This window comes from Xylanibacter brevis P6B11 (assembly GCF_000621825.1).
In the GTDB taxonomy this organism is placed as follows: Bacteria; Bacteroidota; Bacteroidia; order Bacteroidales; family Bacteroidaceae; genus Prevotella; species Prevotella brevis.
Genome location: NZ_JHXG01000014.1, coordinates 17,597 through 36,275 on the forward strand (window position 1 = coordinate 17,597; position 18,679 = coordinate 36,275).

The 18,679-nt window shown below is 45.8% G+C and carries 19 protein-coding genes; 15 read left to right on the forward strand and 4 right to left on the reverse strand.

Features of this window, described 5'->3' with window-relative positions:
• Positions 1-109 precede the first annotated feature (109 nt).
• The 10 genes from rprY to T496_RS0108985 all read left to right on the forward strand — a co-directional run bounded on the left by rprY (position 110) and on the right by T496_RS0108985 (position 11,410).
• Positions 110-808, forward strand: coding sequence for a response regulator transcription factor RprY (gene rprY / locus T496_RS0108935; protein WP_027450450.1), 699 nt, complete (start codon positions 110-112; stop codon positions 806-808).
• Between the two features lie 162 nt (positions 809-970).
• Entirely contained in the window at positions 971-3,310 is a 2,340-nt protein-coding gene (locus T496_RS13815) for a transglycosylase domain-containing protein (RefSeq protein WP_044110958.1), read from the forward strand.
• Between the two features lie 40 nt (positions 3,311-3,350).
• Positions 3,351-5,162, forward strand: coding sequence for a dihydroxy-acid dehydratase (gene ilvD / locus T496_RS0108950; RefSeq protein WP_027450451.1), 1,812 nt, complete (start codon positions 3,351-3,353; stop codon positions 5,160-5,162).
• 9 nt (positions 5,163-5,171) lie between these two features.
• The gene (ilvB, locus tag T496_RS0108955; RefSeq protein ID WP_027450452.1) at positions 5,172-6,881 is read left to right on the forward strand and encodes a biosynthetic-type acetolactate synthase large subunit; all 1,710 of its coding nucleotides are present in this window, start codon (positions 5,172-5,174) and stop codon (positions 6,879-6,881) included.
• Positions 6,882-6,902: 21 nt separating this feature from the next.
• On the forward strand, positions 6,903-7,466 hold the full coding sequence (ilvN, locus tag T496_RS0108960) for an acetolactate synthase small subunit (RefSeq protein WP_027450453.1): 564 nt from the start codon (positions 6,903-6,905) through the stop codon (positions 7,464-7,466).
• Positions 7,467-7,579: 113 nt separating this feature from the next.
• On the forward strand, positions 7,580-8,323 hold the full coding sequence (locus tag T496_RS0108965) for an acyl-[acyl-carrier-protein] thioesterase (RefSeq protein WP_394331347.1): 744 nt from the start codon (positions 7,580-7,582) through the stop codon (positions 8,321-8,323).
• 65 nt (positions 8,324-8,388) lie between these two features.
• Positions 8,389-8,862, forward strand: a complete 474-nt coding sequence (locus T496_RS0108970; RefSeq protein WP_027450455.1) for a GNAT family N-acetyltransferase — start codon at positions 8,389-8,391, stop codon at positions 8,860-8,862.
• 128 nt (positions 8,863-8,990) lie between these two features.
• Positions 8,991-9,506 carry a flavodoxin family protein gene (locus T496_RS0108975; RefSeq protein WP_027450489.1) on the forward strand — a complete coding sequence of 172 codons (516 nt, stop codon included), beginning with the start codon at positions 8,991-8,993 and terminating at the stop codon, positions 9,504-9,506.
• Between the two features lie 2 nt (positions 9,507-9,508).
• Positions 9,509-10,615, forward strand: coding sequence for a cation diffusion facilitator family transporter (locus tag T496_RS0108980; protein WP_044110960.1), 1,107 nt, complete (start codon positions 9,509-9,511; stop codon positions 10,613-10,615).
• A gap of 15 nt (positions 10,616-10,630) precedes the next feature.
• The gene (locus tag T496_RS0108985; RefSeq protein ID WP_027450457.1) at positions 10,631-11,410 is read left to right on the forward strand and encodes a ZIP family metal transporter; all 780 of its coding nucleotides are present in this window, start codon (positions 10,631-10,633) and stop codon (positions 11,408-11,410) included.
• Between the two features lie 10 nt (positions 11,411-11,420).
• Here the strand turns inward: T496_RS0108985 and T496_RS0108990 are convergent, their stop codons facing one another.
• Positions 11,421-12,176 carry an SDR family oxidoreductase gene (locus T496_RS0108990; RefSeq protein ID WP_027450458.1) on the reverse strand — a complete coding sequence of 252 codons (756 nt, stop codon included), beginning with the start codon at positions 12,174-12,176 and terminating at the stop codon, positions 11,421-11,423.
• 278 nt (positions 12,177-12,454) lie between these two features.
• Here T496_RS0108990 and T496_RS0108995 point away from each other — a divergent pair, with 278 nt between their 5' ends.
• From T496_RS0108995 to T496_RS0109015, 5 genes are all read left to right on the forward strand, one after another.
• Positions 12,455-13,336: a hypothetical protein gene (locus T496_RS0108995; RefSeq protein ID WP_155808800.1), complete on the forward strand. Its 882-nt coding sequence runs from the start codon at positions 12,455-12,457 to the stop codon at positions 13,334-13,336.
• 154 nt (positions 13,337-13,490) lie between these two features.
• Complete coding sequence (locus T496_RS0109000) at positions 13,491-13,934, forward strand: DoxX family protein (protein WP_027450460.1); 444 nt, start codon at positions 13,491-13,493, stop codon at positions 13,932-13,934.
• A gap of 1 nt (position 13,935) precedes the next feature.
• Positions 13,936-14,568, forward strand: coding sequence for a flavodoxin family protein (locus T496_RS0109005; protein ID WP_044110962.1), 633 nt, complete (start codon positions 13,936-13,938; stop codon positions 14,566-14,568).
• 63 nt (positions 14,569-14,631) lie between these two features.
• Complete coding sequence (locus T496_RS0109010) at positions 14,632-15,174, forward strand: glutathione peroxidase (protein WP_027450462.1); 543 nt, start codon at positions 14,632-14,634, stop codon at positions 15,172-15,174.
• 71 nt (positions 15,175-15,245) lie between these two features.
• Entirely contained in the window at positions 15,246-15,689 is a 444-nt protein-coding gene (locus T496_RS0109015) for a MarR family winged helix-turn-helix transcriptional regulator (RefSeq protein WP_027450463.1), read from the forward strand.
• Between the two features lie 161 nt (positions 15,690-15,850).
• Here the strand turns inward: T496_RS0109015 and T496_RS0109020 are convergent, their stop codons facing one another.
• The 3 genes from T496_RS0109020 to T496_RS15250 are packed head-to-tail and all read right to left on the reverse strand — an operon-like array spanning position 15,851 to position 18,397.
• On the reverse strand, positions 15,851-16,978 hold the full coding sequence (locus tag T496_RS0109020; RefSeq protein ID WP_231478032.1) for a DHH family phosphoesterase: 1,128 nt from the start codon (positions 16,976-16,978) through the stop codon (positions 15,851-15,853).
• Positions 16,979-16,994: 16 nt separating this feature from the next.
• Entirely contained in the window at positions 16,995-17,705 is a 711-nt protein-coding gene (locus T496_RS0109025) for a LytR/AlgR family response regulator transcription factor (RefSeq protein ID WP_027450465.1), read from the reverse strand.
• Entirely contained in the window at positions 17,702-18,397 is a 696-nt protein-coding gene (locus T496_RS15250; protein ID WP_231478033.1) for a sensor histidine kinase, read from the reverse strand. Before T496_RS15250 ends, T496_RS0109025 begins: the two co-directional genes overlap by 4 nt.
• Positions 18,398-18,679 lie beyond the last annotated feature (282 nt).

Sequence of the window (18,679 nt, forward strand, 5' to 3'; positions counted from 1 at the left end):
CCCGACTAATATAGAATAAATAAAGATAAATAAATTAAGTATTAACTCGGAGGAAAGAACTCTGTTCTACCCCCCATCCCCTAATACAGGGGGCAAAAAAGAAAAGAATATGGAAGACAAACTGAAAATCTTACTTTGCGAGGACGATGAGAACCTCGGAATGTTGCTTCGCGAATACTTAGCAGCTAAGGGATTTGAGGCAGAACTCTGCCCTGATGGAGATGCCGGCTTTAAAGCATTCATGAAAACGAAGTTCGACATCTGTGTACTTGACGTGATGATGCCTAAGAAAGATGGTTTTACATTGGCACAGGAGATACGTAGCGCAAATGCTGACATGCCTATTATTTTCTTGACAGCAAAGACTTTGAAAGAAGATATCCTCGAAGGATTTAAGTTGGGTGCTGATGACTACATCACCAAACCTTTCTCAATGGAGGAACTTGTATTCCGTATTGAAGCAATCTTGCGCCGTGTACATGGTAAAAAAACAAAAGAGTCTACCCTCTACCATATCGGCAATTTTATATTCGATACACAGAAGCAACTGCTCACAATGGGTGACAAACAGACCAAGCTGACTACCAAAGAGAATGAACTGCTTGCTTTGCTTTGCTCGCATGCCAACGAAATCCTTCAGCGTGATTTCGCTCTGAAGACCATCTGGATTGATGATAATTATTTCAATGCTAGATCTATGGATGTTTACATCACAAAACTACGCAAGCACTTGAAGGACGATCCACAAATTGAGATTATCAACATTCATGGCAAAGGCTACAAACTTATTACTCCTGAAGAGCAATAATAACTCTTTTTGAGAAATTGGAATTACAATAAAGGCGGAGATGAAAGAAAAAACATCCCCGCCTTTTCTTTTTTACTTATTTAAGCCTAAAATTTGCTTATATCGGAAAAACTTAGTATTTTTGCGGGCTGAAACAATTTTGAATACAGAGAAGAAGAAGATATGAGGAAACGGTTTGTAATTACCTTGTGGTCAATATTGACTTTCATCGTTCTGTCAACTGCAATATGTTTTTGGGCCATCTCAAACGGATATATTGGCTACATGCCTCCCATAGAAGACCTACAGAACCCTATCAGCCGCTATGCCACACAGGTACTTTCCTGCGACAATAAACTACTGGGGACATGGAGCATGAGTCGCGAAAACCGCGTATTGGTCAACTATTCCGACCTACCAGAAACTCTTGTTAATGCATTAGTTGCAACTGAAGATGCACGCTTCTATGAGCACTCGGGAGTTGACTTCTATGCACTAGGACGTGCCATCATTAAGCGTGGCATATTGGGACAGAAAAATGCAGGTGGTGGTTCTACCATCACCCAACAGCTGGCCAAGCAGCTATTCAGCGATGTTGCTAAGAATAGTATGGAACGAGCTTTCCAAAAGCCTATTGAGTGGGTTATTGCTGTCAAACTTGAGCGATACTACACAAAAAATGAGATTATCGCCATGTACCTCAACTACTTCGACTTCCTGCACAATGCTGTAGGTATTAAAACTGCTGCCAACACTTATTTTTCGAAGGAGCCATCAGAGTTGACACTGACAGAGGCTGCAACACTAGTTGGCATGTGCAAAAATCCTTCTTACTTTAATCCACGCCGCTATCCAGAGCGTTGCATTGAGCGTCGCAATGTGGTATTAGGGCAAATGCTCAAAGAAGATTATATCACTCAAGAGGAGTTTGATAGTTGTTGCCAAGTGCCCCTTAACCTACGTTTTCATGTAGCCGATCATAATGCAGGAAGCGCCACTTATTTCCGCGATTTTCTTCGCCGATACATGACGGCCAAGAAACCCCAGCGCGACAACTATCCAGAATGGGGATATGTGAGTTTCTACCTTGACTCGCTGGCATGGGAACAAGACCCACTATTTGGTTGGTGCAACAAGAACAAGAAACGTGACGGCAGTTACTACAACATTTACACCGATGGACTGAAGGTCTATACCACTATTGACTCACGTATGCAACAATATGCGGAGGATGCTTGCTATCAGCACGTGGTTAACTATCTACAACCGGCCTTCAACCAATCACTGAAATACAAGCGCAATGCGCCATACTCAAGTTCTTTATCAGATGAAGAAATACAGCGCATTCTTCAGCGCAACGTGCGCCAGAGTGAACGTTATCGAGTGATGAAAGCTGCTGGTGCTTCACAGGAGGAGATTGACCGGGCTTTTAACACCAAAATTGAGATGACGGTCTTCACATATCGGGGCGAGAAAGACACGATTATGACTCCAATGGATTCTATCCGCTATTATAAGACTTTCTTGCGTACAGGTTTCTTCAGTATGGAACCTAAGAATGGCCACGTAAAAGCATATGTGGGAGGTTTGAATTTCCAGCATTTCACCTATGACATGGCAACAGAAGGACGTCGTCAAGTGGGTTCCACCATCAAGCCTTTCCTATATTCACTAGCTATGGAGAACGGCATGACACCATGTACAGAGGCTCCTAACGAGCAGCGTACCTATTATACCGATGCCGGACAGGCCTGGACCCCTCGCAACGGCAGTCGCACACGTTATGGTGAGATGGTTTCATTAAAGTGGGGTTTGCAACAGTCTAACAACTGGATCTCAGCCTACCTTATCGACCGCTGGGGACCACGTAACTTTGCCGAACTGCTAAAACGCTACGGCATACGCAACCCAGAGATTGTTCCATCATTAGCACTTTGTTTGGGACCATGTGAGATTACTGTTGCAGAGATGGTCAGCGCCTATACGGCATTTGTCAATCATGGCGTACGCTCAGCTCCGCTCTACGTCACCCGTATTGTCGATTCCGAAGGCAACGTGGTAGCGGAATTCAAACCACGCATGAACGAGGTTATTAGCGGCGAGAGTGCCGATAAGATGATAGACATGCTACGTGCTGTAATCGATGGCGGTACAGGTGGGCGACTGCGCTTCCGATATAACATCACAGCGCCATTGGGAGGCAAAACCGGTACAACAAATAGCAACAGCGATGGTTGGTTTATGGGAATAGCCCCGAAACTAGTTTCAGGTTGCTGGGTAGGTGGTGACGACCGTGACATCCACTTCGATTCAATGACTTATGGTCAGGGAGCCTCAATGGCTCTGCCTATTTTTGCCATTTATATGAATAAGATTTATGCAACACCCGAACTGGGCTACACCCAGCAAGATCAATTCGACCTTCCAATTGGTTTTAACCCATGTGGTAGTGAAGACGACATGATGCCCGTTGACGAGGAACTAGAAGGACGTAACTCAAATATAGGCGATATGCCACAATAGAAACAAATATAAATTACACGATATAACTAGCTAGAGAGATATGAAGCATCCATTGAGAAGTAGTGTCTGCACAGAAGGCAGACGAATGGCTGGAGCCCGCGCATTATGGGTAGCCACAGGAATGAAACACGAACAGTTTGGTAAGCCTATAATTGCTATTGTCAATTCGTTTACTCAGTTCGTGCCAGGTCACACTCATCTGCACGAGATTGGACAGATTGTTAAAGAAGAAATTGAAAAAATGGGCTGTTATGCAGCCGAGTTTAACACCATAGCCATCGATGATGGTATAGCGATGGGACACGATGGCATGCTATATTCGCTGCCTTCAAGGGATATCATTGCCGACTCAGTGGAATATATGGTTAATGCACACAAAGCCGACGCGATGATTTGTATCTCAAACTGCGACAAAGTGACACCTGGCATGTTGATGGCCGCTATGCGCTTGAATATCCCTGCTGTTTTCTGTTCGGGCGGTCCTATGGAGGCTGGACGTTGGCGCGGAGAAAATGCCGACCTCATCACTGCGATGGTGAAAGGAGCTGATTCCAGTGTTACGGATGAGGAAATGGAACAGATTGAGAGCTGTGCCTGTCCAGGGTGCGGATCTTGCTCTGGCATGTTTACAGCCAACTCCATGAACTCACTCACTGAGGCCATTGGACTTTCACTGCCTGGCAATGGAACCATTTTAGCAACCCATAGCAACCGTATAGAACTATTTAAAAAGGCGGCACGCCAAATTGTAAAGAACGCACTTGCCTACTACGAAGATGGTGATGAGAGTGTGCTGCCACGCAACATTGCTACACGTAAAGCATTTATGAATGCCATGGCACTTGATATTGCCATGGGAGGATCAACCAACACCGTTCTCCACCTATTGGCTGTGGCTCAGGAGGCAGAAGCTGACTTCACGATGAAAGACATCGATGCTCTGAGCCGCCGTGTGCCTTGTCTATGTAAGCTTGCCCCTAACACGCAGAAGTATAGCGTACAAGAATGCAATCGTGCTGGAGGTATTTTAGGCATCTTAAACGAGTTAAGAAAAGGCGGACTTATTGACACTAGTGCACCTCGCGTTGACGGAATGACACTAGGAGAAGTTCTAAAGAAATATTCAATTGTTGATGGTCCCATAGATACAGACGCCAGCCATATCTATCACTCAGCTCCAGGCAACCGTTTCTCTACCAAAATGGGATCGCAATCAGAACGATATGATACACTAGATACCGACCGAATCGGTGGTTGTATTCGAGATCTCGAACATGCCTACACCAAAGATGGCGGGTTAGCTGTGCTCTTTGGTAACATTGCACAGGACGGCTGCGTTGTAAAGACCGCTGGCGTAGATGAGGCTTTATGGCATTTTGAGGGACCGGCTGTAATATTCGACTCACAGGAAGATGCCTGCGAAGGAATTCTGGGTGGTCGTGTAAAAAAAGGAGACTGCGTAGTCATCACCCATGAAGGACCTAAAGGTGGTCCTGGTATGCAAGAGATGCTCTACCCTACATCTTATATCAAATCAATGCATATGGGTAAAGAATGTGCTCTAATCACAGACGGTCGCTTCTCTGGTGGCACTAGCGGACTAAGCATTGGCCATATCTCGCCCGAAGCCGCTAGCGGTGGCAACATTGGTAAAATCAAGGATGGCGACATCATTGTTATAGACATTCCTTCACGAAGCATCAACGTGAAATTGAGCGATGAAGAACTTGCTGAACGAGAGCAGCAGCCATTAAAGCGAAAGCGTTTTGTTTCTAAAGCTTTACGCGCTTACTCACAAAGTGTCTCGTCAGCCGACAAAGGTGGCGTTCGTCTTTTAGACCCCCTAAACTAAATGAAGTTGATAATGAAAGACAAAATAACAGGAGCAAAAGCACTAATGCGTGCACTCAAAGCCGAAGGCGTGAAAACAATATTCGGCTATCCGGGTGGTTCTATCATGCCCACCTATGATGCACTTTTTGACTATACTCGGGGTGAAAAAAAATGTTTTGACCACATTCTAGTGCGCCATGAGCAGGGGGCCACTCATGCAGCAGAGGGCTATGCCCGTGTCAGTGGCGAAGTGGGAGTCGTACTGGTCACTAGTGGGCCTGGCGTTACTAATACTTTGACGGGTATTGCCGATGCTATGATGGACTCTACCCCTATAGTAGTTATTGCGGGCCAAGTACCTACAAGTGCACTTGGTACTGATTTCTTTCAGGAAGTAGATCTTGTAGGTGTATCGCAACCCATTTCGAAGTGGAGCTACCAAATACGCCATGCAGCCGATGTGGCATGGGCCGTCAGCCGCGCATTCTATATAGCTCGCACAGGACGACCAGGCCCCGTGGTTCTTGACTTTACTAAGAACGCCCAAACCGAGGTGATAGAATGGGAACAATCCAAATGCAACTTTATCCGTTCATATGTTCCCTACCCGACTTTAGATAATGATGCTGTGCAACAGGCTGCCGACCTTATCAATCACGCGAAACGTCCCCTTGCCCTGGTAGGACAAGGTGTTGAACTTGGTAATGCACAAGAGGAGCTGAAAGAGTTTCTTGAGAAAGCCGACATCCCAGCTGGTCGAACTATGTTAGGACTTTCTGCTCTGCCTTCTAACCACCCGTTGAATGTGGGCATGCTAGGAATGCATGGTAACTATGCTGTCAATCTAAAGGAGCAAGAGTGTGATGTTCTTATTGCTATCGGCATGCGTTTCAGCGACCGCGTAACAGGCAGCCTGAAGACCTATGCGAAACAAGCAAAAATTATTCATTTAGACATTGACCATTCTGAAATAGATAAGAATGTGAAGACCGATGTGGCTGTAGTTGCAAACTGCAAGGAGTCTTTGCCAGCACTAACTGCGTTGATAGATAAAGCTAACCACGAAGATTGGCGTTCTTCATTCTACGAACTAGACGAGAAAGAACGTCAAAAGGTTATAGAACCAGCCATTCACCCCACCAATGGTCCCTTGTTAATGGGCGAAGTGGTTAATGCAGTGGCCAACCAGGCTGATGACGATGCCATACTAGTCACTGATGTAGGTCAAAATCAACTCTTTGCCACTCGATATTTCAAATTTCATCATCAGCGCAGCATATGCACTAGTGGTGGTCTCGGTACAATGGGATATGGTATGCCTGCCGCCATTGGAGCAACCTTCGGAGCACCACATCGTCAGGTGTGCTGTTTCATGGGCGATGGTGGATTCCAAATGAACATTCAGGAATTAGGCACTATTATGGAACAGAAGGCGCCTGTGAAAATGATTCTTTTGAACAACCACTATCTAGGAAACGTACGCCAATGGCAAGACATGTTTTGGATGCGCCGCAAGTCATTCACTAAGATGATGAATCCTTGCTATGAGGCCATTGCACAAGGTTATGGCATACCCTATCATGTCGTTACTGACCGCAAAGATCTTGAGACTGCCATTAGCAAAATGTTAACGACAGAAGGACCTTTCATTCTGGAGTGTGCCATTAAAGAAGACGATGACGTGCTACCAATGACCCCACCAGGAATGAGTGTAGAGCAAATGAAGTTGGAGATTTAAATAGTATAAATAATAAGCATCATGAAGAATGAAGATTATATAAAGGGAGCTAAGCTCTACACTTTACTAGTCTATTCTGAAAACGTAGCAGGACTACTGAATCAAATCACAGCAGTATTCACCCGTCGGCAGGTCAATATCGAAAGTCTTAACGTTTCAGCCAGCAGTATAGAGGGCGTACACAAGTACACCATCACTGCTTGGAGTACTGAAGATCAAATTAAAATTATCACCCATCAGATAGAGAAGAAGATTGATGTTGTAAAGGCTAACTATTTCACCGATGACCAACTGTTTATTCGAGAAGCCGGTTTATACAAGCTTTCCACTGAGAAAGTGCTCTCCAACCCAGAAATATCACGCACTGTTCGCCGCTATGACGCCACTATTACTGAGGTAAACCCGACTTATACCATAGTAATGAAAAGCGGGCAGACGGATTCTATTATAGAGCTATTCCGTGCACTTGACGCCTTCGATTGTGTGCTACAATACACTCGAAGCGGCCGAATTGCTGTTACCCGCGGAACCCAAGAACAAGTAAGTGAATTCTTGGAAGAAAGAGAATCAAGAAGTAAAAAATAAGGGTATGATCGCATTGCGATTGAGAACGAACAATACGCCGTAAGGATACTTCTAGTGATATATTTCTAGAACGAGTAAAACTTAACGATAGAGAAATTTCGTCAATAATGGATATGAATAAAATAGGAAAGTACGAATTCTTGGCTGAACCCTTCCACTGCGATTTCAATGGAAACCTCTTTATGGGTCATTTGGGCAATCATATGCTAAATGCTGCAGATTTCCACTCATCAGCCCGCGGTTTCGGTATGAAATACCTTATGACCATCAAACGTTCGTGGGTACTATCAAGATTAGCCATCGAAATAACCGAAATGCCTAGCCAATACAGCAAGTTTAACGTAGAAACTTGGGTAGAGAATGCAATGAAGTTTTTTACTAGTCGTAATTTCAAGGTTAGTGACGAGAATGGGCACATATATGGCTATGGACGTTCTATATGGGCCATGATAGATACGGAGACTCGTCAACCCACCGACATTTTCGCCATTGATAACGGGGCAATCAACAACTGGATAGAAACTGATTACCCATGCCCCATCGACAAAGGTGGTCGTGTGAAAATGAGTACTGACGCTCAATTTGTTCATACCATTAACACATACTACAACGATGTGGATATCAATGGTCATATCAACTCAATAAAGTATATAGAGCACGTGCTGGATTTATGGCCAATATCATGGTATCAAGAACACACGATCCGTCGCTTCGAGATAGCTTATGTAGCCGAAGCGCATGCGGGTGACACTCTATCGTTCTTTCGTGAACAGACATCCGAAAATGAGTATTGCGTACGCATCGTTCGTACCGACGGCACCGAGTGTTGTCGTGCAAAAATAACATTCAAGTCATAAGTATTTGTATCATAATAATTGCACTAAACGAAAACAACGCTGATCTGAAATTAGACAATATAAATATGAATGATAACAATGTAAGAAGGGCAGAAATAAAAGACACGGCACGAATCATCGAACTGCTACATCAGGTGAACATGGTGCACCACAGGCTGCGACCAGACCTGTTTAAACCCTACACAACGAAATACGACGAGAAGGAACTTCAGACACTGATGCAGGACGACAGCAACCCAATCTTCGTGTTTGAACAGGGTGAAGTAATAGGCCACGCTTTCTGCCAGGTGACAGAAGTGCACAACCACCAGTTGCTGGAAGATATAAAGACACTATACATTGACGATATCTGCGTAGACGAAGCTGCACGCGGACAGCACGTAGGTAAGGCGCTATATGAGCATGTGTGCCAATATGCACGACAGATTGGTTGCCGCAACGTGACACTGAATGTGTGGGAAGGCAACGATGCCGCCATGGGGTTCTACCGCAGTATGGGAATGAAAGTGCAGAAAATAGGTATGGAGATACTTCTGTAATAATACACAAGAGGGGGAAAAGAATGATCTTCCCCCTCTTTTCTTGTAGTATTAAGAAGAAATAGCTATCTTTGCAAATGTAACATCAATATACATTATTTCTATTAACTAACAAAAACATCACAAAAATGAAGGTACTGATTCTACAAGCTTCACCACGTACAAATGGTAGTACGGCCTGGATGGCTGAGGAATACAAAAAGGTTGCCGAGGCAGCTGGACACGAAGTAACGGTATACAACGTGGCTCACAAGAAAATAGCGGGCTGTATGGCCTGCGAGTATTGTCACAACAAAGGCAACGGCGCTTGCATACAGAAAGACGACATGCAAGAGCTCTATCCACTGATGGCCGAAGTCGAAGCATTGGTATTGGCAGCACCTATCTACTACTTCACGCTGAGCGCTCAACTGCAAGCCCCCATTCAGCGCATGTACTGTGTGAGCAAGCCTGCCAAAGTGCAGAAGATATCACTGCTCATCTCGTCGCAGTCGCCCAACGTCTATGATGGTGCGATGGCACAGTTCCGTGACCTATGCAACTACTGGGGCGCGTTCAATCTGGGACTCGTTACGGCCAAAGCCGACGAGCAGAAGACCGAGGAGACCCAAAAGAAGATTGTCGCACTGGTAGCCAGACTATAATTATGAAGAACAGAAATCAGAAAATCATACGCACTAGCTGGATAGGCATTGCCAGCAATGTGCTATTGGCTGGCTTTAAGACTGCTGTGGGCCTGCTGGCCTCTTCAGTAGCTATTGTGATGGATGCCGTCAACAATCTGAGCGATGCACTGTCGAGTGTCATCACTATAATTGGTGCCAAACTATCGCAACGCCCTGCTGACCGACTGCATCCATTTGGTTTTGGACGTATAGAATACTTCAGCGCAATTATCATTGCCGTCATCGTGCTGACTACCGGTATTACCTCACTGATAGAATCAGTAAAGAAGATACTGGCGCCCACTGAGCCCGAATACTCCACCTTGACGTTGGTAGTGGTGAGCATAGCCATCGTGGTGAAGCTGGTGCTGGGTCAATACGTGAAGCGCCAGGGAGAAGAGCTAAAGAGCGATGCACTGATAGCATCAGGCTCAGACGCCTTGTTTGATGCCATAATCACGCTGGCCACACTGGTGTCAGCCGGTATCATGCTACTATGGAACGTATCAATCGACGGACCGCTAGGTGCACTCATCTCTGTAGTCATCATCAAGGCTGGCATCGACATGCTGGCATCGCCCATCAATCAGTTGCTGGGCACCAGCATTCCGGCTGAGTTGACGCATGAAATTGTGAGGGAAGTGTCCGACTTTGAAGAGGTGCACGGCGTTTACGACCTGATACTGCACAACTACGGTCCTGAGGTGAAGATTGGTTCACTGCACGTCAACGTGTACGACACCATGTCAGCACACGACATCCATGGGCTGACCCGTCGCATCACCTCACTACTGTACGAAAAACATGGCATCATCATAACCGTGGGCATCTATGCCATAGCAACAGGACAAAACCGGCGAGCCGAGTTGCAATCCATAGTGATGCAGGCACTGGCGGCCCACAAGGAGATTGTTCAAGTGCATGGATTCTACTATTCGGAGAAAGACAACATGCTGTCTGTGGATATCGTGCCCGACATCAACGTACACAACGAGGCGTCACTCACCCAACAGTTGGTGGAAGAGATAAAGAAGCTAGTATCCGACATGGAGGTGAGCATCGTTACAGATCATAATTATACAGAATAAGAGGTAAAGACAAAGATGACAATACTAACAATAGGACTACTATTGCCGCTGCTGGGCACCATGATAGGTTCGGCATTCGTGTTTTTCATGAAAAAAGAGATGGCTGTAAGGCTGCAGAAATCGCTACTGGGGTTTGCTTCGGGCGTAATGGTAGCAGCAAGCGTGTGGTCGCTGCTAATACCTGCTATGGAGATGGAAACTGGGAGCGGCAAATGGGCAGTTCTACCAGCAGCCATTGGTTTCTTAATGGGCATGGGCTTCCTATTGCTAATCGACGAACTGACGCCCCACCTTCACATAGGCACCAACCAGCCAGAAGGCATGCGCTCGCACCTGTCGCGAACAGCTATGCTAGCACTAGCCGTCACCATCCACAACCTACCCGAAGGTATGGCTGTGGGTGTGGTGTTTGCCGGAGCCGACAGTGGAACATCGAGCATTTCGCTGGCCAGCGCTGTAGCTGTATCCCTGGGTATAGCCATACAGAATGTACCTGAAGGAGCCATCATTTCGATGCCGATGCGTGCAGCTGGCAACGGTCGTTGGCGCTCATTCCTGATAGGATCGCTGAGTGGAGCTGTAGAGCCCCTGGGCGCAGTAGCAGTGCTGATGCTAGCTTCTATGCTGACACCCGCTCTCCCCTATCTATTGACTTTTGCTGCAGGCGCCATGTTCTATGTGGTGATAGAAGAACTAATACCAGAGGCTTCGAGTGGTGAGCACTCTAACCTCAGCACCATCGGTTTTGCCATTGGCTTCGTACTGATGATGGTGCTTGACGTAGCGATGGACTGAAAGTTCAGTATCACTTTCTCACAATTACGCTGCCGCTGGCCTGATGAGTAGCAAGAATAAGTACCTCGGCTATCTGCACATGTTCGGGGGCATTAGCTGCATAGACAGCAACATCGGCAATATCATCGCCAGTAAGCGGTTTGATTCCCTTATAGACAGTGGCTGCACGATTGACATCGCCATGGAAGCGAATGTTGCTGAAATTGGTCTCTACAAGTCCGGGCTTCAAATTGGTCACTCTGATGGGTGTATTGGCCACATCAATGCGTAAACCATCGGTGAGAGCTTTCACCGCAGCCTTGGTGGCACAATACACATTGCCACCAGCATAGGCAGCATCGCCAGCAACTGATCCCATGTTGATGATATGACCTCGATTGCGCTCTACCATACCTGGCACCACCAGACGTGTCATCAACAACAAACCCTTGACGTTAGTGTCTATCATCGTCTCCCAGTCTTCCATGCGACCTTCATACTCGGGTTCTAGTCCAAGCGCCAATCCGGCATTGTTCACCAACACATCAATATCCTTCCACTCGGCTGGCAGCGACGTGATACACTGAGTGGCTGTCTCGCTGTCTCGCACATCAAAAGCCAGCGTTAGCACCTCGGTGCCCTTCTGCTCAAGTTCCTGACGGATAGCAGTCAATGCTTCAAGATTTCTGCCCGTAAGAATCAACTTATCACCGTTCTCGGCAAACTTTCTAGCACAAGCCTGGCCAATGCCACTTGTAGCTCCCGTAATTAACACTATTTTTTTCATTATCAAAAGATTTATATTCCTTATTATATTTATCACTGCGAAATTGTATGCAAATATAATAATAATCCAAGAATTATCAGCACTATTCACTTTAATTATGAATTATCGACTATCATTAAAAAACTTGCCATCAATGAAAAAATGGCCAAAAAGTATTGTTTGTTAGAAATATTTATATATCTTTGCGACAGGAAATACCTAATGACATTGTCTAAATAATAATACGTGAACCATTTTTTTAATAATAACTAACTACAATAATGAATAAAAACAAAGCTATGAAAAAGATTTTCCTGTGGATGCTGACCGCCATCCTGACCTGCGGTTTGACACTGCTCTCACTAACTTCGTGTAGCGACGATGATGATTCTACCACCATCAAGGATACAAACCTAAGCGGATCTTGGTTTGCACAGATAAAAGTGGACGAGAAATCACCTGATTGCGAGAATTATGCGCTGTTAACATTTGATAAGAATGGGGTCGTTACTACGCGCAGTTATGAGATTTATCCCAATGAACCCATTAATTACAGCGAACGCTTTCGCCGCCATGAGTTTTATAACGTTAACGAGGCTGCTGGCACTTTCACCATACAATATGATGACGCTGAAGAAGAAGACGCATTGTTCTACTACAGCTTTAACAAAGAAGGCATGGTCCTCAAGCAGGCTGGAAGCGATTTAATAATTCAGTTACATCGCCCAACGTATAGCGAACTGAAGATGCTATCGGTCTTTGATAAGGTGATTAGCAGCGATGATTATGTGGGCAAATGGATCAACGAAAAAAATGAGGCTGGCATCATGAAATACACCGTCATGACAATAGACGAAGATGGTATCATGGATTGCAAGGTTTATCTTACAAATGAAGATAAATGTCAGTGCGTTCCTTTTAAATTCTATTATTCCGAATACGACACCAAAGAACATAATGGACAGGTGATTGAAATGCACCCCTACGACAATTACAAACAAGTAAGCTACTGGTGGTGGACTGTGAAAGATAATATACTTACGACAGGACCAGCAGACATCGAAGGCAATGGTGATAGCGATGAAGATGAAGATGAAGATGAAGATGAGATAGTAAGCTATCGAGCCTTCACACCTGCAGACAAAGTGCTTATCGACAAACTGGAAAGCATGCTTGAGTAATAGCCCTGTATTAACTAAGAAATTTATCATTATATCGCAAGCGATATTTGTTAAATACTTATAAATGATTAATTAAATCGCTTGCGATATATTTTTATTTTCTTATCTTTGCATCGCAAACAAGAAGTTAAACGAAAACTAAGATAAAATAATTATGAAATATGTAAGACTCATAGCACGTCTGATTTTAGGATTCTTCATGACGTATGCAGGCATAGCCCACCTTACGGTTGCCCGTCAGGAGTTTGTGGCGCAGGTTCCAACATGGATTCAATTTACCCCAGCCTTCACCGACTTCGTAGTTTTGGCATCGGGAGTAGTAGAAATTGCATTAGGACTGAGTATGCTGTTCATGATCAAAAAATACCGCCCTATGGTTGGTGCTCTACTGGCCTTATTCTATATATTAATATTCCCAGGCAACATCAACCAGTATGTGAACCACATCGATGCATTCAACCTGAATACAGATGATGCCCGCCTGATCCGCTTATTCTTCCAACCCGTACTGATTGCCTGGGCACTATGGTCAACAGGCGGCTGGAAATACGGCAAACAGATGATACAAAAACAACAATATAAGGAAAACGAGAACTAATATGAAGAGAATTATGGTTATCGACGGCGGTCCCCGTAAGAACATGAATACTGCCGCCATGTGTGAGAAATTTGCTGAGGGAGCACGAGACGCTGGTGCTGAAGTAAAGGTTGTGCGCCTCTACGACATGGACTTCAAAGGATGTATGTCGTGTATGGCATGTAAGCTGAAAAACAAAGCTACCAACATCTGTAAGTTTAAAGATGCAATATTGCCCGTACTTGAGGAGATTGCTACTGCAGACGGATTGGCACTGGCATCACCCATCTATTTTGGTGGTATCACTGCCGAGATGCACGCCTTCCTAGAGCGTCTGGCTTTCCCTTGGCTCTCATACAACGACTACAGCCTGACTGCACCCAAGAAGATGCCTGTAGTACTGATGGAGACTATGAATGGCACCCCCGAACAGAACAACAGTCAGGGTTTTGGTACTAAGGAGATGTGTATTGCTGCAGCACTTGGACAGCCCGAAAAGCTGGTAGCATACAACACCTGCCAGGTGAAGAACTACGACAATTATGAGTTAGGTATGTTCTCTAAAGAAGCTAAACTGCAATGGCGCGACGAACACTGGGAGAATGACCTACAGAGCGCATACGAAGCTGGTAAACGAATGGCTTCTGCAGAGTAACACAAAAACAAAGATTTTTATTGGGAATTAATGGTATATACAAATAATTAAAATATTAACACAATGAATAAGATTTATGATTTCAAAGCCCTCTCTAGCAGAGGTAAAGAGATAGATTTCGCACAGTTCGAAGGTAAGGTGCTGCTGATTGTCAACACAGCCAGCAAGTGTGGTTTCACCCCACAATTTGCAGGACTTGAGGAACTGAACCAGAAGTATAAAGATCAGGGCCTGGTGGTCATTGGCTTCCCTTGCAATCAGTTCAAGGAGCAGGATCCAGAGGGCGATGCACAGATTGAGGAGTTCTGCCAGGTGAACTATGGAGTTACCTTCCAGATTATGAAGAAGACCGATGTCAATGGTGCTGCCGCAGAGCCTATCTTCGAATATTTGAAGTCGCAGGCGCCTACCGAGGAGTACAAAGGATTGAAGGCAAAAGCCACTCGCGCTATGCTGAAGACACTGAGCAAAAGCGTAGAAAAGGATAGCGACATCCTGTGGAACTTCACCAAGTTCCTGATTTCCAAGGATGGCACTACCGTTAAGCGTTTTGCGCCAACCACAGATCCTAAGGACTTCGAGAAGGACATCGAAGCAATGCTTTAAGAAAGCAAGAATAGAACAGAAAGAATGGATGTTCAAAGAACATCGTATTCAAAGTAGAACAGTAAAAGAAAATGCACGCAGAATTACAACTTAAAAATCAGATTTGCTTCCGTCTTTACACGGCTGCCAGACTTATCACTCAAGCCTACACGCCGATGTTTAACACGATGGGCATCACCTATCCGCAATATCTGGTGTTGATGGTGCTGTGGGAAAACGACAGTCAGCCGGTGAACGATATCGCTCGCCGGCTGTTGCTTGAGACGAATACAGTAACTCCCTTGCTCCAGCGCATGGAGAAGTTGGGCTTGGTGATACGCCAGCGTGGCAAAGAAGATAAACGCCAGCAAATTGTTAGTTTAACAGAGAAAGGACACACCTTGGAAGAACAAGCCATAAGCACTATTCCTGCAGGCATGAGCGAGGAAATGAAAACATGTCCGCTGAAACTCGAAGACTATCAACGCTTGGCAGAAGATTTGGATGCCATTATTGAAACACTTAAAAATAAATAAAAATACAGGTTTGGATCGATTATTATCATACATTGTGCGCATAGTTGTTGGGCTGTCGAGATTTACCAAACAACTATCGCTGAATAGTTACGGCGACGAGCATCCATGTTAATTCATGTAACTTTCTCATCGTCGTTGTGTTTTATGAAACATTACTAATCTTAATTACCAGTCAGCACTTCAGTGATGCGCGGCACAATCTGCTTGCGTGAAAGATTCTCGGCTGTATAGCAGGCGCCCTCACGCAACGACGCTCCGAAGATGGTCTCAGCCATCTGCTTGGCGCCTTCACCATAGTATATAAAATAGGTGCCATTCTCCACGTAAGGCCGTTCGGCACGGTCGTCACCCGTGTTCTCCACCTTGTTGTCGATCTTGGCCACAAGCATCTGCCGTCCTCGCTGCCGCATCACTTCGGGCATGACTGCCAGCATGCGGTCGATGAAGGTTTCCATCTGGCTCTGCTTGCAGTCGAGACTGCCGAAGCCAAGCTTATGGCCGCTGATCTCGTACTCCTTGTAGTCGGAGAGGAAAATCTCGGCATCGGTCATGCCGGTATAGTCGGTGGCGGCATCCTCCATGCCGCGGTTCAGGCTGACCACAGAGTCGGGGCTGATGGCCAACTGTGCAGCAAGAGCCTGTAATGCCGTGATGTCGATGTCGCGCGTGGTGGTCTTCGACAGGTTGCGCGTGTCGCTGATGATGCCTGCCAGCATGATGCGGGCGGTCTCGTCATCGATGGCGATGCCCTGTTCCTTATACATCTCGTAGATGATGGTGTTGGTAGAGCCAATCATCTCGCGGCGCACGAAGGGGATGCCGCTGTCGGCTATGTCGCCCTCCACATGGTGGTCTATCTTCTGCAGAATAACGGCCTCACGGGCACCGTCCACACACTGGGCATAGTCGGTGTGGTCGGTCAGGATGAGCCGTGTCTGCGGCACCACGCTCGACTTCAGTTCGGGCAGCGCAAAGCCGAACACGTGGGCAATATAGGCCGTCTCGCGGTTCATCCCGCTCGACACCTTGGCCTTGCAGTTGTAGCCCATCAGCCGCATCAGCCTGGCATACGACAAGGCCGAGGTGACGGCATCCACGTCGGGTGTCTTGTGACCATAGACGAAGCATGTGTCCGTGCCCCAGTCCAGTGTTTTCAGCAGTGCGCCGAACTCCGTTTCAGGGCCGGGCTGCGGAATCACCGCATTGTCTTCGTTCGAACAGGATGTCCATACAAAGAGGCTGCTTGTCAGGGTGGCAGCCACCATCCATTGCATGATTTTTCTCATCATCTTTCTGACTTTTAAATTACTTACCCAAGAACCTATCGTCCAGAAAACGCATGAAAGCTTCCTTATACATATCACCTACAGGCAAAAAGGTATTCTCGTCCATAACCACCCTACACTTGTTCACTTCTTTAATCTCATTCAAATTAATAATATACGAGCGGTGAATGCGCATGAAGCATTTTGGCAAGCGTTCCTCCATTTTCTTCATTGACAGTAACGTGATGATGGGTTTCGTACTGTTACGTAAATACACTTTTAGATATTCACTCATAGCCTCTATGTAACGAATGTCAGATATACTCACTTTCACGATGCGATACTCCGTTTTCAGGAACAAGACATCAGAGGCAGACTCACTATCTACCACAATAGGCGTCAATCGTTCCTTCAGCCGATAGGCCGCACGCTGGAAATCCTGAAGTCCAAAAGGTTTAAGAAGGTAGTCAACAGCATTCACCTTAAAACCCTCGACGGCATATTCTGCATAGGCAGTAGTGAACACTACCAGCGGTGGAACCGACAATGACTTCACGAAGTCCATGCCGTTGAGGTCGGGCATGTTGATATCACAGAAGATAGCATCCACCGTCTCCTTCTCCAGCACTTGACGTGCCTCGATGGCACTCTGGCACTGGGCCACAACTTCAAGAAACGTCACCTTGTGGATATAGGCCACAAGCTGTTGCAGAGCCAGAGGCTCATCATCGATGGCAATACAGCGTATCATGATAATGGTATGTTGAGTTCTACAGAATAATCATTAGCTCCTTCGTTGATGCGCAGCGAATAACGGTCCCCATACAATAGGTTAAGCCGCTGGCGCACATTGGCCAGGCCCACCCCGCCTTTTTCTTGGCTGGGCGTTTTCGCTTTCGAGTTACGACAACGGAAAGTAAACTTATTGTCTGCCACCGTCATGCTCACCTCGATAAAGGAGTCATGCTGATAGCTCACACCGTGTTTAAAGGCATTCTCCACAAATGATATCAGCATCAGTGGCGGCAACTGACGATCAGGTACATCTGCGGGCAATGTCAGCGAGATGCGTACCTTATCGGTATATCGAAGTCGCATCAATTTTATGTACGTCTCTATGAAGTTCAATTCTTTGTTGAGAGCTACACGTTCTTTATCAGCATCATATAGCACGTAGCGCATCATCTTCGACAATTCAACAATAGTCTCCTGAGCTTTCTCAGGGTCAATGTCTATCAAGGCATGAATATTGTTCAATGTGTTCATGAAGAAGTGCGGACTAATCTGATAGCGAAGATAAGCCAACTGATGTTCTAAGTTCTGTCGTTCTAACTCTGCCAGTCGTCTTCGATCATCACGACTACGAATAAACTCCTTGACACCTAAATTTGCGCCAAACATCAGTATGACCACAGTCATCGACATGATATTGCGTTCATTCACTAGTGGCGGTCGTCTAAACCCATGATTGCGAGGTCCCTTCCAATGTTCTCCTCGCATAACATCACGCATTTCATGCCGTTCTGGCTCGTGGAGTTTCATCTTAGGTTTTGTATTGTATTGATAAACAGCGAACAACGCTACCACGATTGCCACTATCGTGAAGTATAGGATACGCCTCCGATTATGTATCAGCAGGGGAGCCAACAAAAAATTATGAACTACAAAAAGGAATAAATATATTGAAAAGTGGCGCCACACAAACAACACCTCATACCATTGAAA